At 27.4% G+C, this 15,895-nt stretch carries 15 protein-coding genes and 3 pseudogenes; 4 read left to right on the plus strand and 14 right to left on the minus strand.

Annotated elements, in window-relative coordinates; all coding sequences use genetic code 11:
* Positions 1–67 precede the first annotated feature (67 nt).
* The 7 genes and pseudogenes from rplK to HMPREF9127_RS05285 all read right to left on the minus strand — a co-directional run bounded on the left by rplK (position 68) and on the right by HMPREF9127_RS05285 (position 4,027).
* Positions 68–492: pseudogene (gene rplK, locus HMPREF9127_RS05255) on the minus strand (50S ribosomal protein L11).
* A 102-nt stretch (positions 493–594) separates the two neighbouring features.
* The gene (gene nusG, locus HMPREF9127_RS05260) at positions 595–1,134 is read right to left on the minus strand and encodes a transcription termination/antitermination protein NusG (RefSeq protein ID WP_009448700.1); all 540 of its coding nucleotides are present in this window, start codon (positions 1,132–1,134) and stop codon (positions 595–597) included.
* 33 nt (positions 1,135–1,167) lie between these two features.
* Entirely contained in the window at positions 1,168–1,374 is a 207-nt protein-coding gene (gene secE / locus HMPREF9127_RS05265) for a preprotein translocase subunit SecE (protein ID WP_009449147.1), read from the minus strand.
* A 22-nt stretch (positions 1,375–1,396) separates the two neighbouring features.
* A complete protein-coding gene (rpmG, locus tag HMPREF9127_RS05270; RefSeq protein WP_009372623.1) occupies positions 1,397–1,546 on the minus strand; it encodes a 50S ribosomal protein L33 in 150 nt (49 codons plus the stop codon).
* Between the two features lie 158 nt (positions 1,547–1,704).
* Entirely contained in the window at positions 1,705–2,484 is a 780-nt protein-coding gene (udp, locus tag HMPREF9127_RS05275) for a uridine phosphorylase (RefSeq protein WP_009448994.1), read from the minus strand.
* Positions 2,485–3,324 (minus strand): 16S rRNA (cytidine(1402)-2'-O)-methyltransferase, encoded by an 840-nt coding sequence (rsmI, locus tag HMPREF9127_RS05280; protein WP_009449073.1) that lies wholly within the window; start codon positions 3,322–3,324, stop codon positions 2,485–2,487. It lies immediately after the preceding gene.
* A complete protein-coding gene (locus tag HMPREF9127_RS05285) occupies positions 3,308–4,027 on the minus strand; it encodes a tRNA1(Val) (adenine(37)-N6)-methyltransferase (RefSeq protein ID WP_009448697.1) in 720 nt (239 codons plus the stop codon). Before HMPREF9127_RS05285 ends, rsmI begins: the two co-directional genes overlap by 17 nt.
* A gap of 84 nt (positions 4,028–4,111) precedes the next feature.
* Here HMPREF9127_RS05285 and HMPREF9127_RS07515 point away from each other — a divergent pair, with 84 nt between their 5' ends.
* The 3 genes and pseudogenes from HMPREF9127_RS07515 (at position 4,112) to HMPREF9127_RS07520 (ending at position 5,970) form a co-directional block, all read left to right on the plus strand.
* Positions 4,112–4,723 carry a UvrD-helicase domain-containing protein gene (locus HMPREF9127_RS07515; RefSeq protein ID WP_009448724.1) on the plus strand — a complete coding sequence of 204 codons (612 nt, stop codon included), beginning with the start codon at positions 4,112–4,114 and terminating at the stop codon, positions 4,721–4,723.
* A 32-nt stretch (positions 4,724–4,755) separates the two neighbouring features.
* Positions 4,756–4,854: pseudogene (locus tag HMPREF9127_RS09795) on the plus strand (UvrD-helicase domain-containing protein); the annotation flags it as partial.
* Positions 4,855–4,935: 81 nt separating this feature from the next.
* A complete protein-coding gene (locus HMPREF9127_RS07520) occupies positions 4,936–5,970 on the plus strand; it encodes a 3'-5' exonuclease (protein ID WP_009448739.1) in 1,035 nt (344 codons plus the stop codon).
* An 86-nt stretch (positions 5,971–6,056) separates the two neighbouring features.
* Here the strand turns inward: HMPREF9127_RS07520 and HMPREF9127_RS05295 are convergent, their stop codons facing one another.
* The 3 genes and pseudogenes from HMPREF9127_RS05295 to HMPREF9127_RS09800 form a co-directional block, all read right to left on the minus strand.
* Complete coding sequence (locus HMPREF9127_RS05295) at positions 6,057–7,796, minus strand: flavocytochrome c (protein WP_009448971.1); 1,740 nt, start codon at positions 7,794–7,796, stop codon at positions 6,057–6,059.
* Between the two features lie 67 nt (positions 7,797–7,863).
* On the minus strand, positions 7,864–8,814 hold the full coding sequence (gene dusB / locus HMPREF9127_RS05300) for a tRNA dihydrouridine synthase DusB (RefSeq protein WP_009448896.1): 951 nt from the start codon (positions 8,812–8,814) through the stop codon (positions 7,864–7,866).
* A gap of 1 nt (position 8,815) precedes the next feature.
* A pseudogene (locus tag HMPREF9127_RS09800) lies at positions 8,816–9,594 on the minus strand (type III pantothenate kinase).
* 568 nt (positions 9,595–10,162) lie between these two features.
* Between HMPREF9127_RS09800 and HMPREF9127_RS07865 the strand changes: the two are divergent.
* Positions 10,163–10,297 (plus strand): IS3 family transposase, encoded by a 135-nt coding sequence (locus tag HMPREF9127_RS07865; protein WP_009448945.1) that lies wholly within the window; start codon positions 10,163–10,165, stop codon positions 10,295–10,297.
* A gap of 67 nt (positions 10,298–10,364) precedes the next feature.
* On the opposite strand, the gene HMPREF9127_RS08455 is transcribed toward HMPREF9127_RS07865, so the two are convergent.
* The 4 genes from HMPREF9127_RS08455 to HMPREF9127_RS05325 all read right to left on the minus strand — a co-directional run bounded on the left by HMPREF9127_RS08455 (position 10,365) and on the right by HMPREF9127_RS05325 (position 15,875).
* A complete protein-coding gene (locus HMPREF9127_RS08455; protein WP_009448685.1) occupies positions 10,365–12,953 on the minus strand; it encodes an FIVAR domain-containing protein in 2,589 nt (862 codons plus the stop codon).
* Between the two features lie 50 nt (positions 12,954–13,003).
* Entirely contained in the window at positions 13,004–13,396 is a 393-nt protein-coding gene (locus HMPREF9127_RS05315; RefSeq protein WP_009448713.1) for a hypothetical protein, read from the minus strand.
* 274 nt (positions 13,397–13,670) lie between these two features.
* Complete coding sequence (locus HMPREF9127_RS05320; RefSeq protein WP_009448727.1) at positions 13,671–14,135, minus strand: hypothetical protein; 465 nt, start codon at positions 14,133–14,135, stop codon at positions 13,671–13,673.
* A 135-nt stretch (positions 14,136–14,270) separates the two neighbouring features.
* On the minus strand, positions 14,271–15,875 hold the full coding sequence (locus HMPREF9127_RS05325; protein WP_009448818.1) for a CTP synthase: 1,605 nt from the start codon (positions 15,873–15,875) through the stop codon (positions 14,271–14,273).
* Positions 15,876–15,895: the final 20 nt, after the last annotated feature.

Raw genomic sequence — 15,895 nt, forward strand, 5'->3', positions numbered from 1 at the left:
TAAATATTTTTACCTTTTTTCATTTATATCCTCCTTGTGGTGTTCGCTTTTTTGCTCCCACTTAATATTACTCTTCTACAGTTACTCCCATACTTCTAGCAGTACCTTTAACCATGCTTATAGCAGCTTCAACAGTTGCAGCATTTAAGTCAGGCATTTTTAATTCAGCAATTTCTCTAACTTGTTCTTTAGTTAAATTACCAACTTTTGACTTATTTGGTACTTTTGATCCTGATTCGATACCTAATTTTTCTTAATTAATACAGGTACCGGTGGAGTCTTAGTAATGAATGTAAATGATCTATCTTGGTAAACAGTCAATACAACCGGAATAATTAAACCAGCTTGATCTGCTGTTCTTGCGTTAAATTCTTTTGTAAATTGCATTATGTTAACACCGTGAGGTCCAAGTGCAGTACCTACTGGTGGAGCAGGTGTTGCCTTTCCTGCTGGAATTTGTAATTTTACTAATGCTTGTACTTTTTTAGCCATTTTATAGTTCCTCCTTAAAAACTAATGTGGTTTTTCGGGTGCTAAACCCCTCCCACTCTCGTATATCTCTGTTTTGAATATTTTTTCAAATTATTTTCAAATTTAATTTTTTATTACGTCACTAAAATCTAATTCAGCAAGCGTATCTCTTCCAAATAAAGAAACGAAAGCTTTTAATTTACCATTTTCTTGAGATACTTCTATTACTTTAGCAGTTAAGTCTTTAAATGCTCCATCTATAATTGTAATAGAATCTCCTTCTTTAATATCCACATCATTATATGGTTTTGTTGAAACACCTAATGCTTCAACTTCTTTTTCTGATAAAGGTACAGGTTTATTTCCTGAGCCTACAAATCCGGTTACTCCTCTAGTATTTCTAACTAAATACCATGAAATATCCGTAATTATCATTTTAACTAAAACATATCCCGGAAATAATTGTTTTTCTTTAATTTTTCCAGTTTCTGTTTCTTCTTTAACCGTTGGAACAACAACTTCAAATATATCAATGTCATTTCCACGATTAACAACTAACTTTTCAATATTAGCCTTAACTTTGTTTTCGTGCCCTGAATATGTATGAACTACATACCATTTAGCTTCTTTTTCTTTAATATCCTTTAATTCTTCTGTTGTCATATAAGCGGACTAAAGTCCTTCCCTCCTTAATAATTAATGGATGATTAAACCTAACAATTTTTTTAATACATTATCCAATCCCCAAATCATAGTTGAACTGATTATAGAAATTGCAACTACTGCAAGGCTGTAATAAAAAACACTTTTTTTAGAAGGCCATATTATTTTTTTAAACTCATGACGTACACCACGCATAAAGCTGTTCTTCTTTTGTTTTTGATCAGTAGTTTTTGCCACCATACTACTCTCCTCCAATCTCTAACTATTTTGTTTCTCTGTGAAGAGTGTGTTTTTTACAAAACTTACAATACTTATTTAATTCAATTCTGTTAGTTGTAACTTTTTTGTTCTTTTTAGTATTGTAATTTCTATTCTTACATTCTGTACATGCCAACACAACTTTATCTCTCATAGAAACACCTCCTTGAAAGCTAAATTTGAACATAATTATACATTATATTACTCATAAAATAATAACATAAAGTAAAATGATTGTCAAGCAATTTAAAACATTTATTATAAACTTTATTATAAAAATATTATAATTTTTTAATTAAAAATTTATGAATTCTATCTGTTCTCTCTATCTTTTTTAATAAGATTTCTAAGAGCAAGTATTGCTGTTTTTATCGCTCTATCTGTATCTTCTATTACATTATTAGAAAGATTTTGTTTAACTCTTTCTTGATTATTTACAACCAAAAATATTGAACCTGCTCTAGTATTCAAATAACTTGATACTATAAATAGTGCTGCTGATTCCATTTCACTTGCCTTTGTATGAAGTCTTTTCCAAGCTTCCCATTTATTTAATAATTCATAGCTTACCGGTTTAGTTTCAGGTTGATGTTGCCCATAGAATGCATCTTTACATTGAACAACTCCAACATGATATTTTTGTTTTGTTTCAATACAAGCATTTGTAAGCTCATTTACGATATTAAAATCAGCAACAGCAGGAAATTCTATTGGCGCATATTCTTTTGAAGTTCCTTCCATTCTGATGGCTCCTGTCGCTACTACCAAATCTCCAGCTTCAACATCTAATTCAATTCCACCACAAGTACCAACTCTTATAAATGTATCTGCACCGATTTTATGCAATTCTTCAACAGCTATTGATGTACTTGCTCCACCAATTCCTGTACTTGTTACAGAAACTTTTTCTCCTTCTAAAAATCCTGTGTATGTTACATATTCTCTATTATCTGCAACTAAAACCGCATCATCAAAATATTTTGCGATTAATTTACATCTTTTTGGATCTCCTGGTAAAATTACATATCTTCCAACATCTCCCGCTTTCATATCAATATGATATTGTTTTTCTTTTAATAATTGTTGTGACATCTATTTTTCCTCCTCGTTTTCTAAATTCAATACTAATTCATACGCTTCATTTTTTGAAATATTAAAACTATTTTTTAACATTTTTACAATATCCTTATTGCTATATCCATCATCTTTTAATTTTAATATCTCTTTTTTTATATCAATATCCACTTTCTCATCAGATATTTTTTCTATTATAAGAACTATTTCTCCTTTTACCCCTTTTTCAGAATAATAAGAAATAACTTCTTCTAAATTCCCTCTTTTATACTCTTCAAACAGCTTTGTTAATTCCCTACATACACATACATTAATATTTCCAAATAAGGTATATATATATTTTAATGTTTTTAAAAGTCTATGTGGACTTTCATAGAATATTCCTGTAACTTTCATATTTTTAAAACTTTGAAAATATTTTTTACGTTCCGAATCCGTTTTAGGAACAAATCCCATATAAACAAAACTTGTCGAATCAAATCCGCTACCACAAATTCCATTTATCAATGCACATGCTCCGGGTAAAATTTCATAAGATATATCTCTTTTTATAACTTCCTGTAAAATCACAAAACCGGGATCGTTTATTATTGGCATTCCCGCATCGGAAATTACAGAAACTATTTTTCCATCTTCTATATTACTTATTATTTCTTCAACTCTCTCACTCTCATTAAATTTATGATATGAAACTAATTTAGTATTTATATTATGAAATTTTAATAAGTTTAGGCTGTTTCTAGTATCTTCACAGTAAATTATATCACTTTTCTCTAAAACTTCCAACGCTCTAAGCGTGATATCTTTCATATTACCTATAGGTGTTGGAACAAAATAAATATTAGAAATTCTCTCCATAATATATCTCCTTAATTTTATCGGTATATTCTCCATTTTTATCATAAATATAAATATTATCTTCAACTAATAGATTACTATTACCGTTTTTAACCAACTCAACCATAAATAAATGTGGCTTTTTGTCAATATTTGTAGAAATAAGTTGAATCCTTTTAGGTTCTAATCTGAATTTTCTGGACTCACTTAAAACATCAACCAAACGTTCCATACTGTAAATCAAAAAAACTTTTCCTGAAGATTTTAGTTTTTTGTATGAAAAATCTAAAATATCTTCAAGTTTAAGTGCATATTCATATCTTGAAATCAAAAAATTCTCATCTTCATTTAATATTCCTGTATTCATTTTTTTATATGGAGGATTTGAGACAATATAATCAACTGATGAATTTTCAAAATCGTTATAACATTCTTTTAAATCTTTATTTAAAAGAATAACATTATTCAGTTTATTTTCAACAATACTATGCTCAATAAGCTTTGCATTTTCTTTTTGTATTTCTATAAGATATACAGTTTTTAAATTATTTAGAAAATTAATTCTAAAACCTATTATTCCGGTTCCTGCTCCGATATCAATTAATATCTTATCTTTTTTAACTTTTGAAAAATAGGATAGCAAAATTGAATCAATGCTGAAAGAAAATTTATTCTTATTTGCAAATATAACACCTTTGGTGTTAGGAATATAATGTTTGTCCATATAATAACCTCCGACCTATATATTTTACCATAAATACGCTTTAAAAGGAATTATTTTTATGATAGAATATACTAAGGTGATTATATGAAATTTACAAGTCAACAAGTTGATGCCATTAAACATTTTGAAGGTCCTGCTCTAATTTTAGCAGTTCCTGGTTCAGGCAAGACAACTGTATTATTAAATAGAATTTTAAATTTAATTAAAAATCATAATATAGATTCAAGTGAAATAATCTCAATAACTTTCAGCAAATCTCAAGGAATTGATATGGAAAAGAGATTTTTAGCTCAAAATCCTGAATTTAGAGGAAAAATTACTTTTAAAACTATTCACGCTTTTTGCTATGAGATAGTTAGAAATTATATGAAATTAAAAAATATCAAAAAAACTTTAATTGAAGGTAATAATGAATTCAATAGAATTTTAATTTTAAAAAGAGTGTATTATCAAAAAAATTACAAAAAACTATCTGATGAAGAAATTAATGACTTCTTTTCAATTTATGACTATACAAAAAATAAGATGTATGATTTTGAAGGATATTTAAGAAAAAATCATTTTATTTCAAATCGTTCTTTAATGTTAAAATTGTATAATTTGTATGATGAAATAAAAATTCAAAATAATTTTATGGATTTTAATGATTTGCTAATTTTGGCTAATGAATATATTTCAACGGATAAAAACTTTTAAAAGCCTTAAAAAATAGATATAAATTTTTCCAAATTGATGAAGGACAAGATACTTCAACTTTACAATTTGAAATAATAAGAAAGATAGTATTTCCAGAAAATAATGTATTCATAGTAGCAGATGACGACCAGTCAATCTATAGTTTTAGAGGTGCAAGTCCTGAAAATCTATTAAATTTTAAAGATATTTATCCAAATTCTAAAATATTTTTTATGGATAAAAATTTTCGTTCCACTAAAAATATAATAAAAATAAGCAATAAAATAATTCAAGGAAATAAAATCAGATATGAAAAATCTTCAAAACATACAACTGAAGAAAACTCTCAAATAATGTTATTTAAAGTTAAAAATTCAACTATTCAAGCAAGAGAATTAGTAAATAAAATTTCTGAAATAAATCCTAACGAAACTATCGGAGTTTTGTATCGTAACAATATATCTTCTCTATATGTAGCAGAAATGTTGAAAAATAATGATATTGATTTTTTTGTAAAAGAAAATAAATTCGATTTTTATTCTAACAGAATATTAAATGATGTAAAAAATATTCTTTTATTTTCTGAAGATACAACAGACCTAGAAGTTTTTAAAAGAATTTATTTTAAACTTAATGCCTATATAAAAAAGGACTTCATAACTAAATTGGAATACAAGCCCTATAATCAATGTGTATTGGAGAGTTTACTAGATTTGTACGAATTAAATGATTTTTATCTAAACAAATTTACATCCTTAAGAAATGATTTTAAAAGATTAAAAAGGATGAAAATGGAAGATAAAATTGACTGTATTCTCTATGAGCTAGGATATGGAGATTATTTGGATAATTTTAATGACTTTTCCAATTTAAATTATAATCTAATTTTTGACTTGATTAAATATTTATCCAAAGATTTAAAAACTTTCGATGAATTTATTGAAAAATTGGACAATTTAAAAGAATTACTTAAAAATGCTTCAAGTTCAAAATCCAATATATCAATTTCAACAATACATTCTGCAAAAGGTTTAGAATATGATAATGTATTTATAATTGACCTAATTGATGGAGAATTCCCACAAAAAAGCATATTAAATTCTTTTGATGAAAAATTATTAGAAGAAGAGAGAAGATTATTCTATGTTGCAATGACAAGAGCGAGAAAAAGACTATTTTTGTATACAATAAAAGAAAGAAACAACTTACCTGTTGAACCTTCAATTTTCTACAATGAATTAAAGAACAAGACCCCCACCCTTCCATGATGCTTCGCATCAGGTGGGTAGCCGGGAACCTTGTTGTTTCACAATAAAAATTAAAAAAGGAGCAAAGCTCCTTTTTTGTGTATAAATTATTTAGTTTTTGCTGCATTAGTTCCTGCTATAATTCCAAAAACTGTTATATCAGTAATTGAAACTGAGCCTAGTCTATTATTACCATGAATTCCACCCGTAGTTTCTCCTGCAGCGTATAATCCTTTTATAATATTTCCATTTTTATCCAATACATTTGCATCCTTATTTATCTTAAGACCACCCATTGTGTGATGAACTGCAGGAACGGCTTTTAAACAGTAAAAAGGTGCTTTATCTACTTTAAAACCTAATCTTCTAAGATTGAATAATGTATCTTTTCCATTTTTTGAATCTTCATTAAATTTATTTATTGTTGCTTTTAAATTTTCCTTATCTATTCCGAAAAAGTCTGCCATTTCATCAATTGAATTTACTTTACAAAGTTTTTTACCTTCTATCAAATTATTATATTCAACTTCATGAGTAGGCAAAATATTTGATTTTTTCATTGACTCTTCGTCCCAAATTTGATATGCAACACTATCTGTTTGAGCCTTAATTCCCATTGAAATTTCTCTTCTAGTACCCAACTCTTCAACAAATCTTTTTCCCTCTTTGTTTACGAGTATTGCACCACCAACAAGTCTTGTATCTCCTGTATATAAAAGTTTACCTGTCTCAACATCACAAACCGGATATAACTGAATTTTATCTAAATCTACGACATCAGCTCCAATAGCTTGTGCCATTTTTATTCCATCACCTGTTGAACCAGCAGAATTTGTTGATAGAATTTTATCATCAACTTCTTTATCATTATCATAAAGCATTTTTTTATTTGCTCCAAAACCTCCTGTTGTTAAAACAACTGATTTTGCATTTACAATCAGTTCACCTGTTTTTATTTTAGCTTTAACTCCAGTAACTTCATTGTCTTTTGTAATAAGTTCAAAAGCATTTGTCTCTGTTAAAATTTCTATTCCCAATTCTTCGGCTTTTGCGTGTAATTTATTTATCAATTCTTTTCCAGATTGTCCTTTAGGAATTAAAGATCTCTTTACTGAATGACCTCCAAAGAACATAAGTTCATCTGTCCATTCAACTTTGATATCATCTCTTAACCATTTTGCACCGTCAAGTGCATTATTAGCTAAAACATCTATAAGTTCTTTATCTCCTCCTGCTTTTTCAACATCTTTTTTAAATAAGTCAATACTGTCTTTTATATTTTCCTTTTCTTGTAACCAGTTCATCGGAGCTGCATATTCAGCACCTGAAATTAAAGTATTTCCTCCAATCAAAGGCAATTTTTCTAAAATTACAACATTAGCTCCTGCTTGTTTAGCTTTTATTGCAGCAATTAAACCTGCTCCACCTGACCCTACAACAACTACATCAACATTCATTTCTTTAGTTTCAAACTTTTCATTCATTGTAGGATTGTTTTTAAGAATTTTTTTATAATCGAGTCCGGATTTGTTTATAGCATCTGCAAGAGCGTTTATAAAAGCTTTTGAAGAATAAGTTGCTCCCGTTACTTCATCCAAATTAAAATCTCCTGAATTAACTTTTTCAATCAATTTTTCAATAGCAAGTTTTCCTACATCTTCCGTTTCAACACTTTCTTTTAATGATACTTTTTTTATTTTATTATTTTCGAAACTTACATCAATAACAATATCTCCGTTATGTCCTCTAGCTTTCCCCTCGTAAGTTCCATTAACTGCCGATTTACAGGAAGTTAAAAATAATACAAAAACAAGTAAAAATGATAAAACTCTAAATAATTTTTTCATAATATCCTCCAAATCTTACAAAATTAATTATATTGAGATTAAATTTCTCTTTATGTATATTGTAATTTTAATTAAAATTATTTTTATATTCATTTAATACATCAAAAATTTCATCAATATCAGTTAAAGTATTTATAGTATTTTTCACCTTGTTTGAATCTTTAAAACCTTTCAAATACCACAAAATATTTTTTCTCATTTCTCTTATTGCTATTCTTTCCGGTTTAAATTCCAACTCCAATTTATAATGCCTTTTTATAGTATCAATAACCTCTTCCAAAGTTGGAGAAGAATATTTTTTTGTTAAATTATAATCCTTAATTTGTTTAAAAATAAAAGGATTTCCAAGAGCATGACGTCCGATTGCAACTGCATCAGCTCCGGTTTCTTCTTTCATTCTTACATAATCTTCAACGCTACAAACATCTCCATTTCCAACAACTTTTATAGGAACATGATTTTTCAAAATTTTTATAGCATTCCAATCAGCTTTTCCTGAATAAAACATTTCTCTAGTTCTGGCATGTAATGTAATCATATATGCTCCTGCTTCAACAATAGCATCAGCAACTTCTAAAAAGTTTTTATTGTTTTCATCAAAACCCAATCTGATTTTAACACTCACCGGAACTTTAGAATTTTTAACCATAGTTGAAACTATACTTTTAACTTTTTTTGGCTCTTTCATCAAGTAGCTTCCCTCATGATTTTTAACAATTTTTGGAGCAGGACAGCCTAAATTCAAATCAAGTTGATATATATCATCTCTTTTATTGAATCTATTTTGTATTATTTCCGCCATAATATTTTCATCACTTCCAAAAACTTGTAATCCTACAGGTCCTTCCCTCTTATCAATATAAGTTATAATTGAAGTATTTTCATTATCATAATATAGTCCCTTTACAGAAACCATCTCTGTAAAAGTTAAACTTGCACCCATTTCACTTGCTAAAATTCTAAAAGCAACATCGCTAACTCCGGCAAGTGGAGCTAAAAAAATATCTCCGCCCAGCATATTATAACCCCTTTTTCATCTTATAAATTTCAAGCATTCCATCAAGAGTAAGTTTTTTATCTATAATATTAATTTTGTCTATATCTTTAGAAATTAAGCTGGAATATCCACCTGTTGCAACAACTTTTAACTTGGAAACATCAAAATCCATCTCTTTTACAATCTCATCAATCAACTTTTCAATAAGTCCAATATATCCGACAACCATACCAACTCTAATATTATCCATTGTATTTTTAGCAACAATTCTTTCAGGTTTAAAAAGCTCAACTCTTGGAAGTTTTGCAGTTTTTAAGAATAGTGCTTCAGATGAAATTCCAATACCCGGAATGATAGCTCCCCCTTGATAAACCGAACTTTCATCAACTACATCAAAAGTAATTGCTGTTCCAATATCTATAATTATCAAAGGAACTCCATATTTTTTAATTCCAGCAACTGAATTTACAATTCTATCTGCCCCTATAGTTTTAGGATTATCATGATTTATTTTAATTCCCAAAGCACAATTATCGTCAATAATTATTGGCTTTAAATTAAAATATTTTTTATAGCATTTTCAATTGAATGCATTACATCAGGAACAACAGAAGCTACAATAACATCTTCTATTTCTGATTTCTTAATATCATTAGCATTTAATATCTCTGTAATTGACATTGCATACTCATCACTTGTTTTATTTTTTATCGTATTAAGTCTAAAATCACAAATTAGTGAATATCCTTCATAAACACCTAATACGATATTTGTATTACCAACATCTATAACTAATAACATATTTTTCTCCAAATCATTAATAATTTTTTTCAATTACTTATTTCAATCTAATTTTAACATTTTTTATATTTTATTACAATTATAATATAAAAAAAAGAGTAATTTTATATAAAATTCTAAATCCTGGCAAAAGATTTTTAAGTATATGTCAAAATATAATATAAATTTAAAAATAAAAGTTATACCAATAATATTAAGCATTTGTATTACAATATAGAAAAACTGATAAGTCAAATAAATTATTGCTAACTGATATAACAGAATTTAATATGGTAAATTATTAAAAAAGATATATTCATAACCTATTCTAAATACTTTTAACGAAAAAATTATATCATATATAAAATAGGTTTTAGTCCTACAATAACTATATCAAATAAGTCATTAAAAGAACTTTAAATACTATTAACTCAAAGAAGAATTAACAATTCATACAAACTAAGGATTTTATTACTAACATAACAGTTTATTAAGGAATTAGAAAATAACAATATAAGACAAAGTATATTTTTTAAAACTATATAAGTAATTGGAAATATTTTTGGAATAATGAAACAAAAAATATTTTATGGATAAAAATATTCTTACTATTGAAAAATTAACAGAAGATATAAAAGAGTTTATTAAATGGTATAATACGAAAAATATTAAGGAAAATTTAAAAGGAATGTCTCCTATTTATTATAGAATTACATTCCTTTGAATAATATATTTAACTGTCCATGTTTTTGGCTTCAATTCATTTTCTAGCTTTTTAATAAAAGTAAAAATTATTCTTCATCTTTTCTCTTATATCCAATCACTCCTACAACTCCTAAAGCTAAGATTGATGTTAAAGCATAACTTACGTTTGATATATTTGTTTTTGGTAATTTATTTGCTTTTTTTGAAGTTCTATTCTTTTTAGAATTATCTTCCGGTTTAACATCTTGACCAGGCTTATTATTATCATTTCCCGGCTTGTTGTTATCTTCTCCAGGTTTGTTATTATCATTTTCCGGCTTGTTGTTGTCTTCTCCAGGTTTGTTATTATCGTCTTGTTTATCTCCGTAAACTACTGCATAAACACTGAAATGATTAGTTTTAAATGTAACTTCTCCATTTTCGTAAGTGAAAGGAATTTCTTTTAATCTACCATCTATATGATATAATTTTTCTACTTTTGCTTTTACTTTTATTGTAACAGTAACTTCCCCTTTTGGTTGTACTTCTCTGTTATTTGCATCTTTTAAGTTTATATCATAAGAGTCATATTCTTTTCCAACTAATTCACTTGGATTCACTCCTTTTGTTAAAAGCTTCCAGTCTTTTTCTAAAGTATTAGTATCTCCACTTACAACTATTGAACTATCTTCGTTTTTTAGTTCAACTTTTTCAACTTCAGGTTCTTGTGGTTTATCTACTAATGAATTTATTGCATCTCTTAGGTCTTTTTCTGCCTTATTTACTTCTTCTTGTGTAGCATCTTCTTTTGCTAAAACTTCTTCTGCTTTTGCCAATGCTTTATTCATCGCTTCGATTGATTCGTCAGTTTTATCCTTTGTTGTTTCCGGATTTTTTGCCTTATCTACTGCTTGTTGTAGTGATTCTTTATTTGCTTCAACCTGAGAATTTTCTTCTTTATATTCTATTACAGTATCATAAATGGATAAAGTTTTAGTATTTATATCAACAATATTTCCAATTTGATTAAAAGTAAGTTTAGTTAGACTTCCGTCTTTTTCTACTTGATATACATTTTTAGCTATTTTTCCATCTTTTATAGTTCTGTGAATAACAAAATTTCCATCTGCCATTTTTGAAACTTCACATCTTTTAACATTTATCAACTTAAATCTAAATAAATCAAAGTCCTTTCCTTCTAAACCCTTTACTAAACTTTTATCAGGTCTTATAGTTTGTAATTTTAAGTCTTTAAAATTCATTCCGGAAACTGTTGTATTTCCATTTGAACAAGTTATTCTTGTATTATTATCATTTTCTGTTCCTTTTTTTACTAAATTTAAAAAAGTTGCGTTTCCACAAGATGAATGATCAAATACGTATTTACCATCTCCCCATTTTTTAGGATGATTTGGTCCTCTTTCTGATTTATCAACAAGTGTAAAAGGAAAATTTTCAATTGCAAACTTATTATCCGGATCTTCAATTCTAACTGAATATTGAACATTTTCGTATAATTCTATTGGTGTTAAAGGAACTCCCCACTCGTCTTCAGGTAATGTTGTTGCAACAACTGTATCATATTCACTTGTAAAAATTACTTTTACTTTACTGTAATCTTGAGGGTTATTTTTATCTTGTTTAATTCTTACATAATTAATCTTATATTTTTCATTAATTTTTTCATGTGTTTCTAAAGGTCTAACAACTATTCTTTCTATGTTAAGATGTGCTCCGGTTGCATAAGGATTTTTAGTTTTATGTCTTATTGGTAAATTTCCATCTCCATTAGCCCTAAAGTAAAGTTCACTAACTTCTTTTATAAATGGAGCATCAGCCATTATAAAGTCCTTATTTTTATCACTAGTAAATAGTATATAATCATCTTTTTCGTAAACTTCTAAAGCTGGAAGTTTACCATTAATAGTTTTTATTTCTGCTACTCTTTCCTGTTTTGTAGCATTATATAAATTAAATGTTACTACCTCATTAGGTTTTAAATCTCTTTCCATATCATCTTCAAGAACTTTTATAGGTATTTCTGACATTGTAATTTTCTTATCTGAAAAGTCACATAAATCTTCAACACAATTTCCTGTAGATTTTTTCTTCATTACAAATTCTGTTAAAACTGTACCATCTTCTTTGTAAACTTTTAGCTCTCCATTTAATTTTTTTACATTAATCTTTATATCTGATAATTCATATTCAACATCTTCTACTAATTTAACATTATATTCTTCATTTTCAACCAGTTTAAATTTAACTACACCGGAATTTGATTTATATGTTACTTTGTTATTATCTCTTCCTATAACTTCAAAACTTAATTCCTTTGCAATAGGAGCATTCCCGCAAGAACCACAAAGTACATCAAATGTAAATTCTTTCTCAATAGGTTGAACCGGCGGTTGTGATTCCTTATTTTTTAATAATAAACTTTTTATTTCGATATTTCCATTCATTAACCTATAAATAGGTGTTCCAAAGTCAGAAACTCCTTTTATACAAGTAAATGTAACATCTTCCATTTCATATTTGACATTGGAAATTAATTTTATAGTATATGTTTTATTTTCTTCAACTCCAAAATTAATTGCACTATTATTATCCGGTTTTACAATTTTGGTTTTTCCATCACTTGTAACTTCAAATGATACATCCTTTATGCTTGATCCTTTTTCGTCTGTTACCAATAATGCTTTACTAATTTCATCTTCCGGATTAGATGGATTTGGAGTAGGAACTACAACCCCTTTCTTTTTTCAACTGTAATTGTATCAGCATCATCTTCTCCATCAAAAGAATATTCACCGTCTTCAACAGTTAAAAAGATATCATTTGCTTCGTAATAATTATTTTCTTCTAGAAAAACACTGTAAACGCCATCTTCCAATTTAGGCATTTGCGCGATTCCATCTTTAGAAGTAAATTCTCCAACTTTTTTTAGCGGATAACCTGTCTTAATTGTAAATTTTAATTCTCCAACAGTATTCTCGTTTTTCTTATTCTTCTTATCCCAAGTAACAACTTTTACTGGATGTGTTTCTTCGGCTTTTGTAAAAATATTTGAACTAATAATAGTTGTAAATACAATAATTAAAGCCAAAATACCTGATAAAATTTTCTTGATTTTCATTTTTTACTTCCTCTCTATAAAAATATACAATATGTTTTAGACTAATAAACATACAATACTATTATATATTTATATATATCAAAGTCAATACAGAAAAGCATTTCATTTAAAAATTTAATATTTATAATTTAAAAATAAGATAATCTTATAAAAAATAATTTAAAATTTCCAAAATACTTATCAATAGATTTAAGAACTTAAAAATGATATTTTAACAAAAAAAACGATTAAGAAGAAATCTTAATCGTCAAAATCTTATAAAATAAATATTAAATTACAATCCACGTTTGAAGAATTTACGGAATTCAGAAACTTCAGCAACACTTTGTGAAATTGATACTTTATATTTTGCACCGTTTACAAATCCTGGATCAAATGTTATAGGTTCAAATTGATAATGTACATTTTCTTTATCAGCAACACAATAACCTACAAATGTTTTTATTGTTGCTCCATTTTCTTTATTAAAGAATTCTGGTTCTCCATATTCTGATAATGTAGCATTTACATTAATTATAACAACTTCTCCCTCTTTATATCCTACAATAAAATTACTATGTTTTGTAACTTTTACAACAACAGCATTAGTCTCATTTTGCATATGACAGTAAATTAACTTATATTCGTCGCCGTTTTCTACACAAGAATTGAAAATTTCACGCATCCTTGCCTTATTTTTTCTGTTATCCTCATCACTTGCTCCTGTTATAGCTTTTTTAACAATATCAAATAATCCCACTATTATTTCCTCCTATATTAATATCATTATTAAAAATTTTTTCACTAAAATTATATCATTTTACAAAACACATGTCTATATTATCACATAAAAAAGTAAGGAACAAATATAAATCTGTTTCTTACTTAATATTAACTACTTATTTTTATTTTTTATAGATGCCTTTATAAAACCGTCAAATAATGGATGAACTTTATTTGGTCTTGATTTGAATTCAGGGTGGAATTGACAAGCAACAAAATAATCACTTCCAGTAAATTCTATAATTTCTACTAAATCAAGTTCAGGATTTATCCCGGAGAAAATAACACCGGCCTTTTCCAGTTCTTCTCTATATTTATTATTAAATTCATATCTATGTCTATGTCTTTCTTGAATTATTTCAGAATTGTAAAGTTCTCTTGCTTTAGAATTCTTTAGAAGTTTACAATCATAATTACCAAGTCTTAAAGTTCCACCAATATTTTCAACATCAAATTGATTTTCCATCAAATCTATAACTGGATATTTTGTAGTATCATCTTTTTCAGTTGAATCTGCTCCTTCTAGATTTGCAACATTTCTAGCTATATCTATAATTGCAATTTGCATTCCAAGACAAATACCAAAATAAGGAATATTATTTTCTCTTGCATATTTACTTGTTGCAATCATTCCTTCGATACCTCTGCCTCCAAATCCACCCGGAACAATAATTCCATCAAGCCCTTTAAATACTTCTTTAGCATTTTCTTCATTAACTTCTTCGGAATTTATCCAACGAATATTAATCTTATGAGCATTTTTGTAACCAGCATCTATCAATGCTTGAGAAACAGAAAGATAAGCATCATGAAGTTGAACATATTTTCCAACAAGTCCAATTTCTAATTCTGTTTTTACATTTCTATAAGAATCAATCATTTCTTTCCAATCATTTTTTACAATTGGTTTTCCTTCAAGAGATAGTTTATGTAAAACATACTCATCTAAACCTTGTTCTTGTAATTTAACAGGAACTTCATATATAAAATCTACATTTTCTGATTGTACTATAGCACCCTTTGGAACATCACAGAAAAGACTGATTTTATTTTTTATTTCATCAGAAATTCTTTCAGGACTTCTAACAACTATTATATTTGTCTTTATTCCTTGACTCATAAGCTCTTTAAAAGAATGTTGTGTAGGCTTAGTCTTTAATTCATTAGATCCAGGTATTGTAGGTACTAAAGTAATATGAATAAATAAAACATCCTCTTTTTTGTTTTCCGCATGAATTTGTCTAATAGCTTCAATAAAAGGAAGTGATTCAATATCTCCAACAGTTCCCCCAATTTCAGTTATGATTATGTCAGCTTTACTTTCTTCTGCAGCCTTATAAACATATCCCTTTATTCTATCAGTAATATGAGGAATTACTTGAACAGTCGCTCCATTATAATCTCCTCTACGTTCTTTTTGGATTACTTCACTATAAATTCTTCCTGTAGTAACATTACTTCTTTGAGTAAGCTCTTCATCAATAAATCTTTCATAATGCCCTAAGTCTAAATCAGTTTCTGCTCCATCTTTTGTTACAAAAACTTCACCATGTTGATAAGGACTCATAGTACCCGGGTCAACATTTATATAAGGATCAAATTTTTGCATAAATACACTAAATCCTCTATCCTTTAAAAGTCTTCCTAAACTTGCCCCACAGATTCCTTTCCCTATTCCAGAAACAACTCCTCCGGTAATAAAAATAAATTTACTCATCATATCCTCCTAAAAAAATT

The organism is Parvimonas sp. oral taxon 393 str. F0440 (assembly GCA_000223315.2).
Classification (GTDB): Bacteria; Bacillota; Clostridia; order Tissierellales; family Peptoniphilaceae; genus Parvimonas.

Coding starts and splice junctions, on each gene's coding strand:
- secE (WP_009449147.1), bottom strand. CDS start 1,374: ATGGTGGCAAAAACTACTGATCAAAAACAAAAGAAGAACAGCTTTATG.
- HMPREF9127_RS05285 (WP_009448697.1), bottom strand. CDS start 4,027: ATGGACAAACATTATATTCCTAACACCAAAGGTGTTATATTTGCAAAT.
- HMPREF9127_RS07520 (WP_009448739.1), top strand. CDS start 4,936: ATGGATAAAAATTTTCGTTCCACTAAAAATATAATAAAAATAAGCAAT.
- HMPREF9127_RS07865 (WP_009448945.1), top strand. CDS start 10,163: ATGGATAAAAATATTCTTACTATTGAAAAATTAACAGAAGATATAAAA.
- HMPREF9127_RS07515 (WP_009448724.1), top strand. CDS start 4,112: ATGAAATTTACAAGTCAACAAGTTGATGCCATTAAACATTTTGAAGGT.
- nusG (WP_009448700.1), bottom strand. CDS start 1,134: ATGACAACAGAAGAATTAAAGGATATTAAAGAAAAAGAAGCTAAATGG.
- rpmG (WP_009372623.1), bottom strand. CDS start 1,546: ATGAGAGATAAAGTTGTGTTGGCATGTACAGAATGTAAGAATAGAAAT.
- rsmI (WP_009449073.1), bottom strand. CDS start 3,324: ATGGAGAGAATTTCTAATATTTATTTTGTTCCAACACCTATAGGTAAT.
- HMPREF9127_RS05315 (WP_009448713.1), bottom strand. CDS start 13,396: ATGAAAATCAAGAAAATTTTATCAGGTATTTTGGCTTTAATTATTGTA.
- dusB (WP_009448896.1), bottom strand. CDS start 8,814: ATGCTGGGCGGAGATATTTTTTTAGCTCCACTTGCCGGAGTTAGCGAT.
- HMPREF9127_RS05325 (WP_009448818.1), bottom strand. CDS start 15,875: ATGAGTAAATTTATTTTTATTACCGGAGGAGTTGTTTCTGGAATAGGG.
- udp (WP_009448994.1), bottom strand. CDS start 2,484: ATGTCACAACAATTATTAAAAGAAAAACAATATCATATTGATATGAAA.
- HMPREF9127_RS05295 (WP_009448971.1), bottom strand. CDS start 7,796: ATGAAAAAATTATTTAGAGTTTTATCATTTTTACTTGTTTTTGTATTA.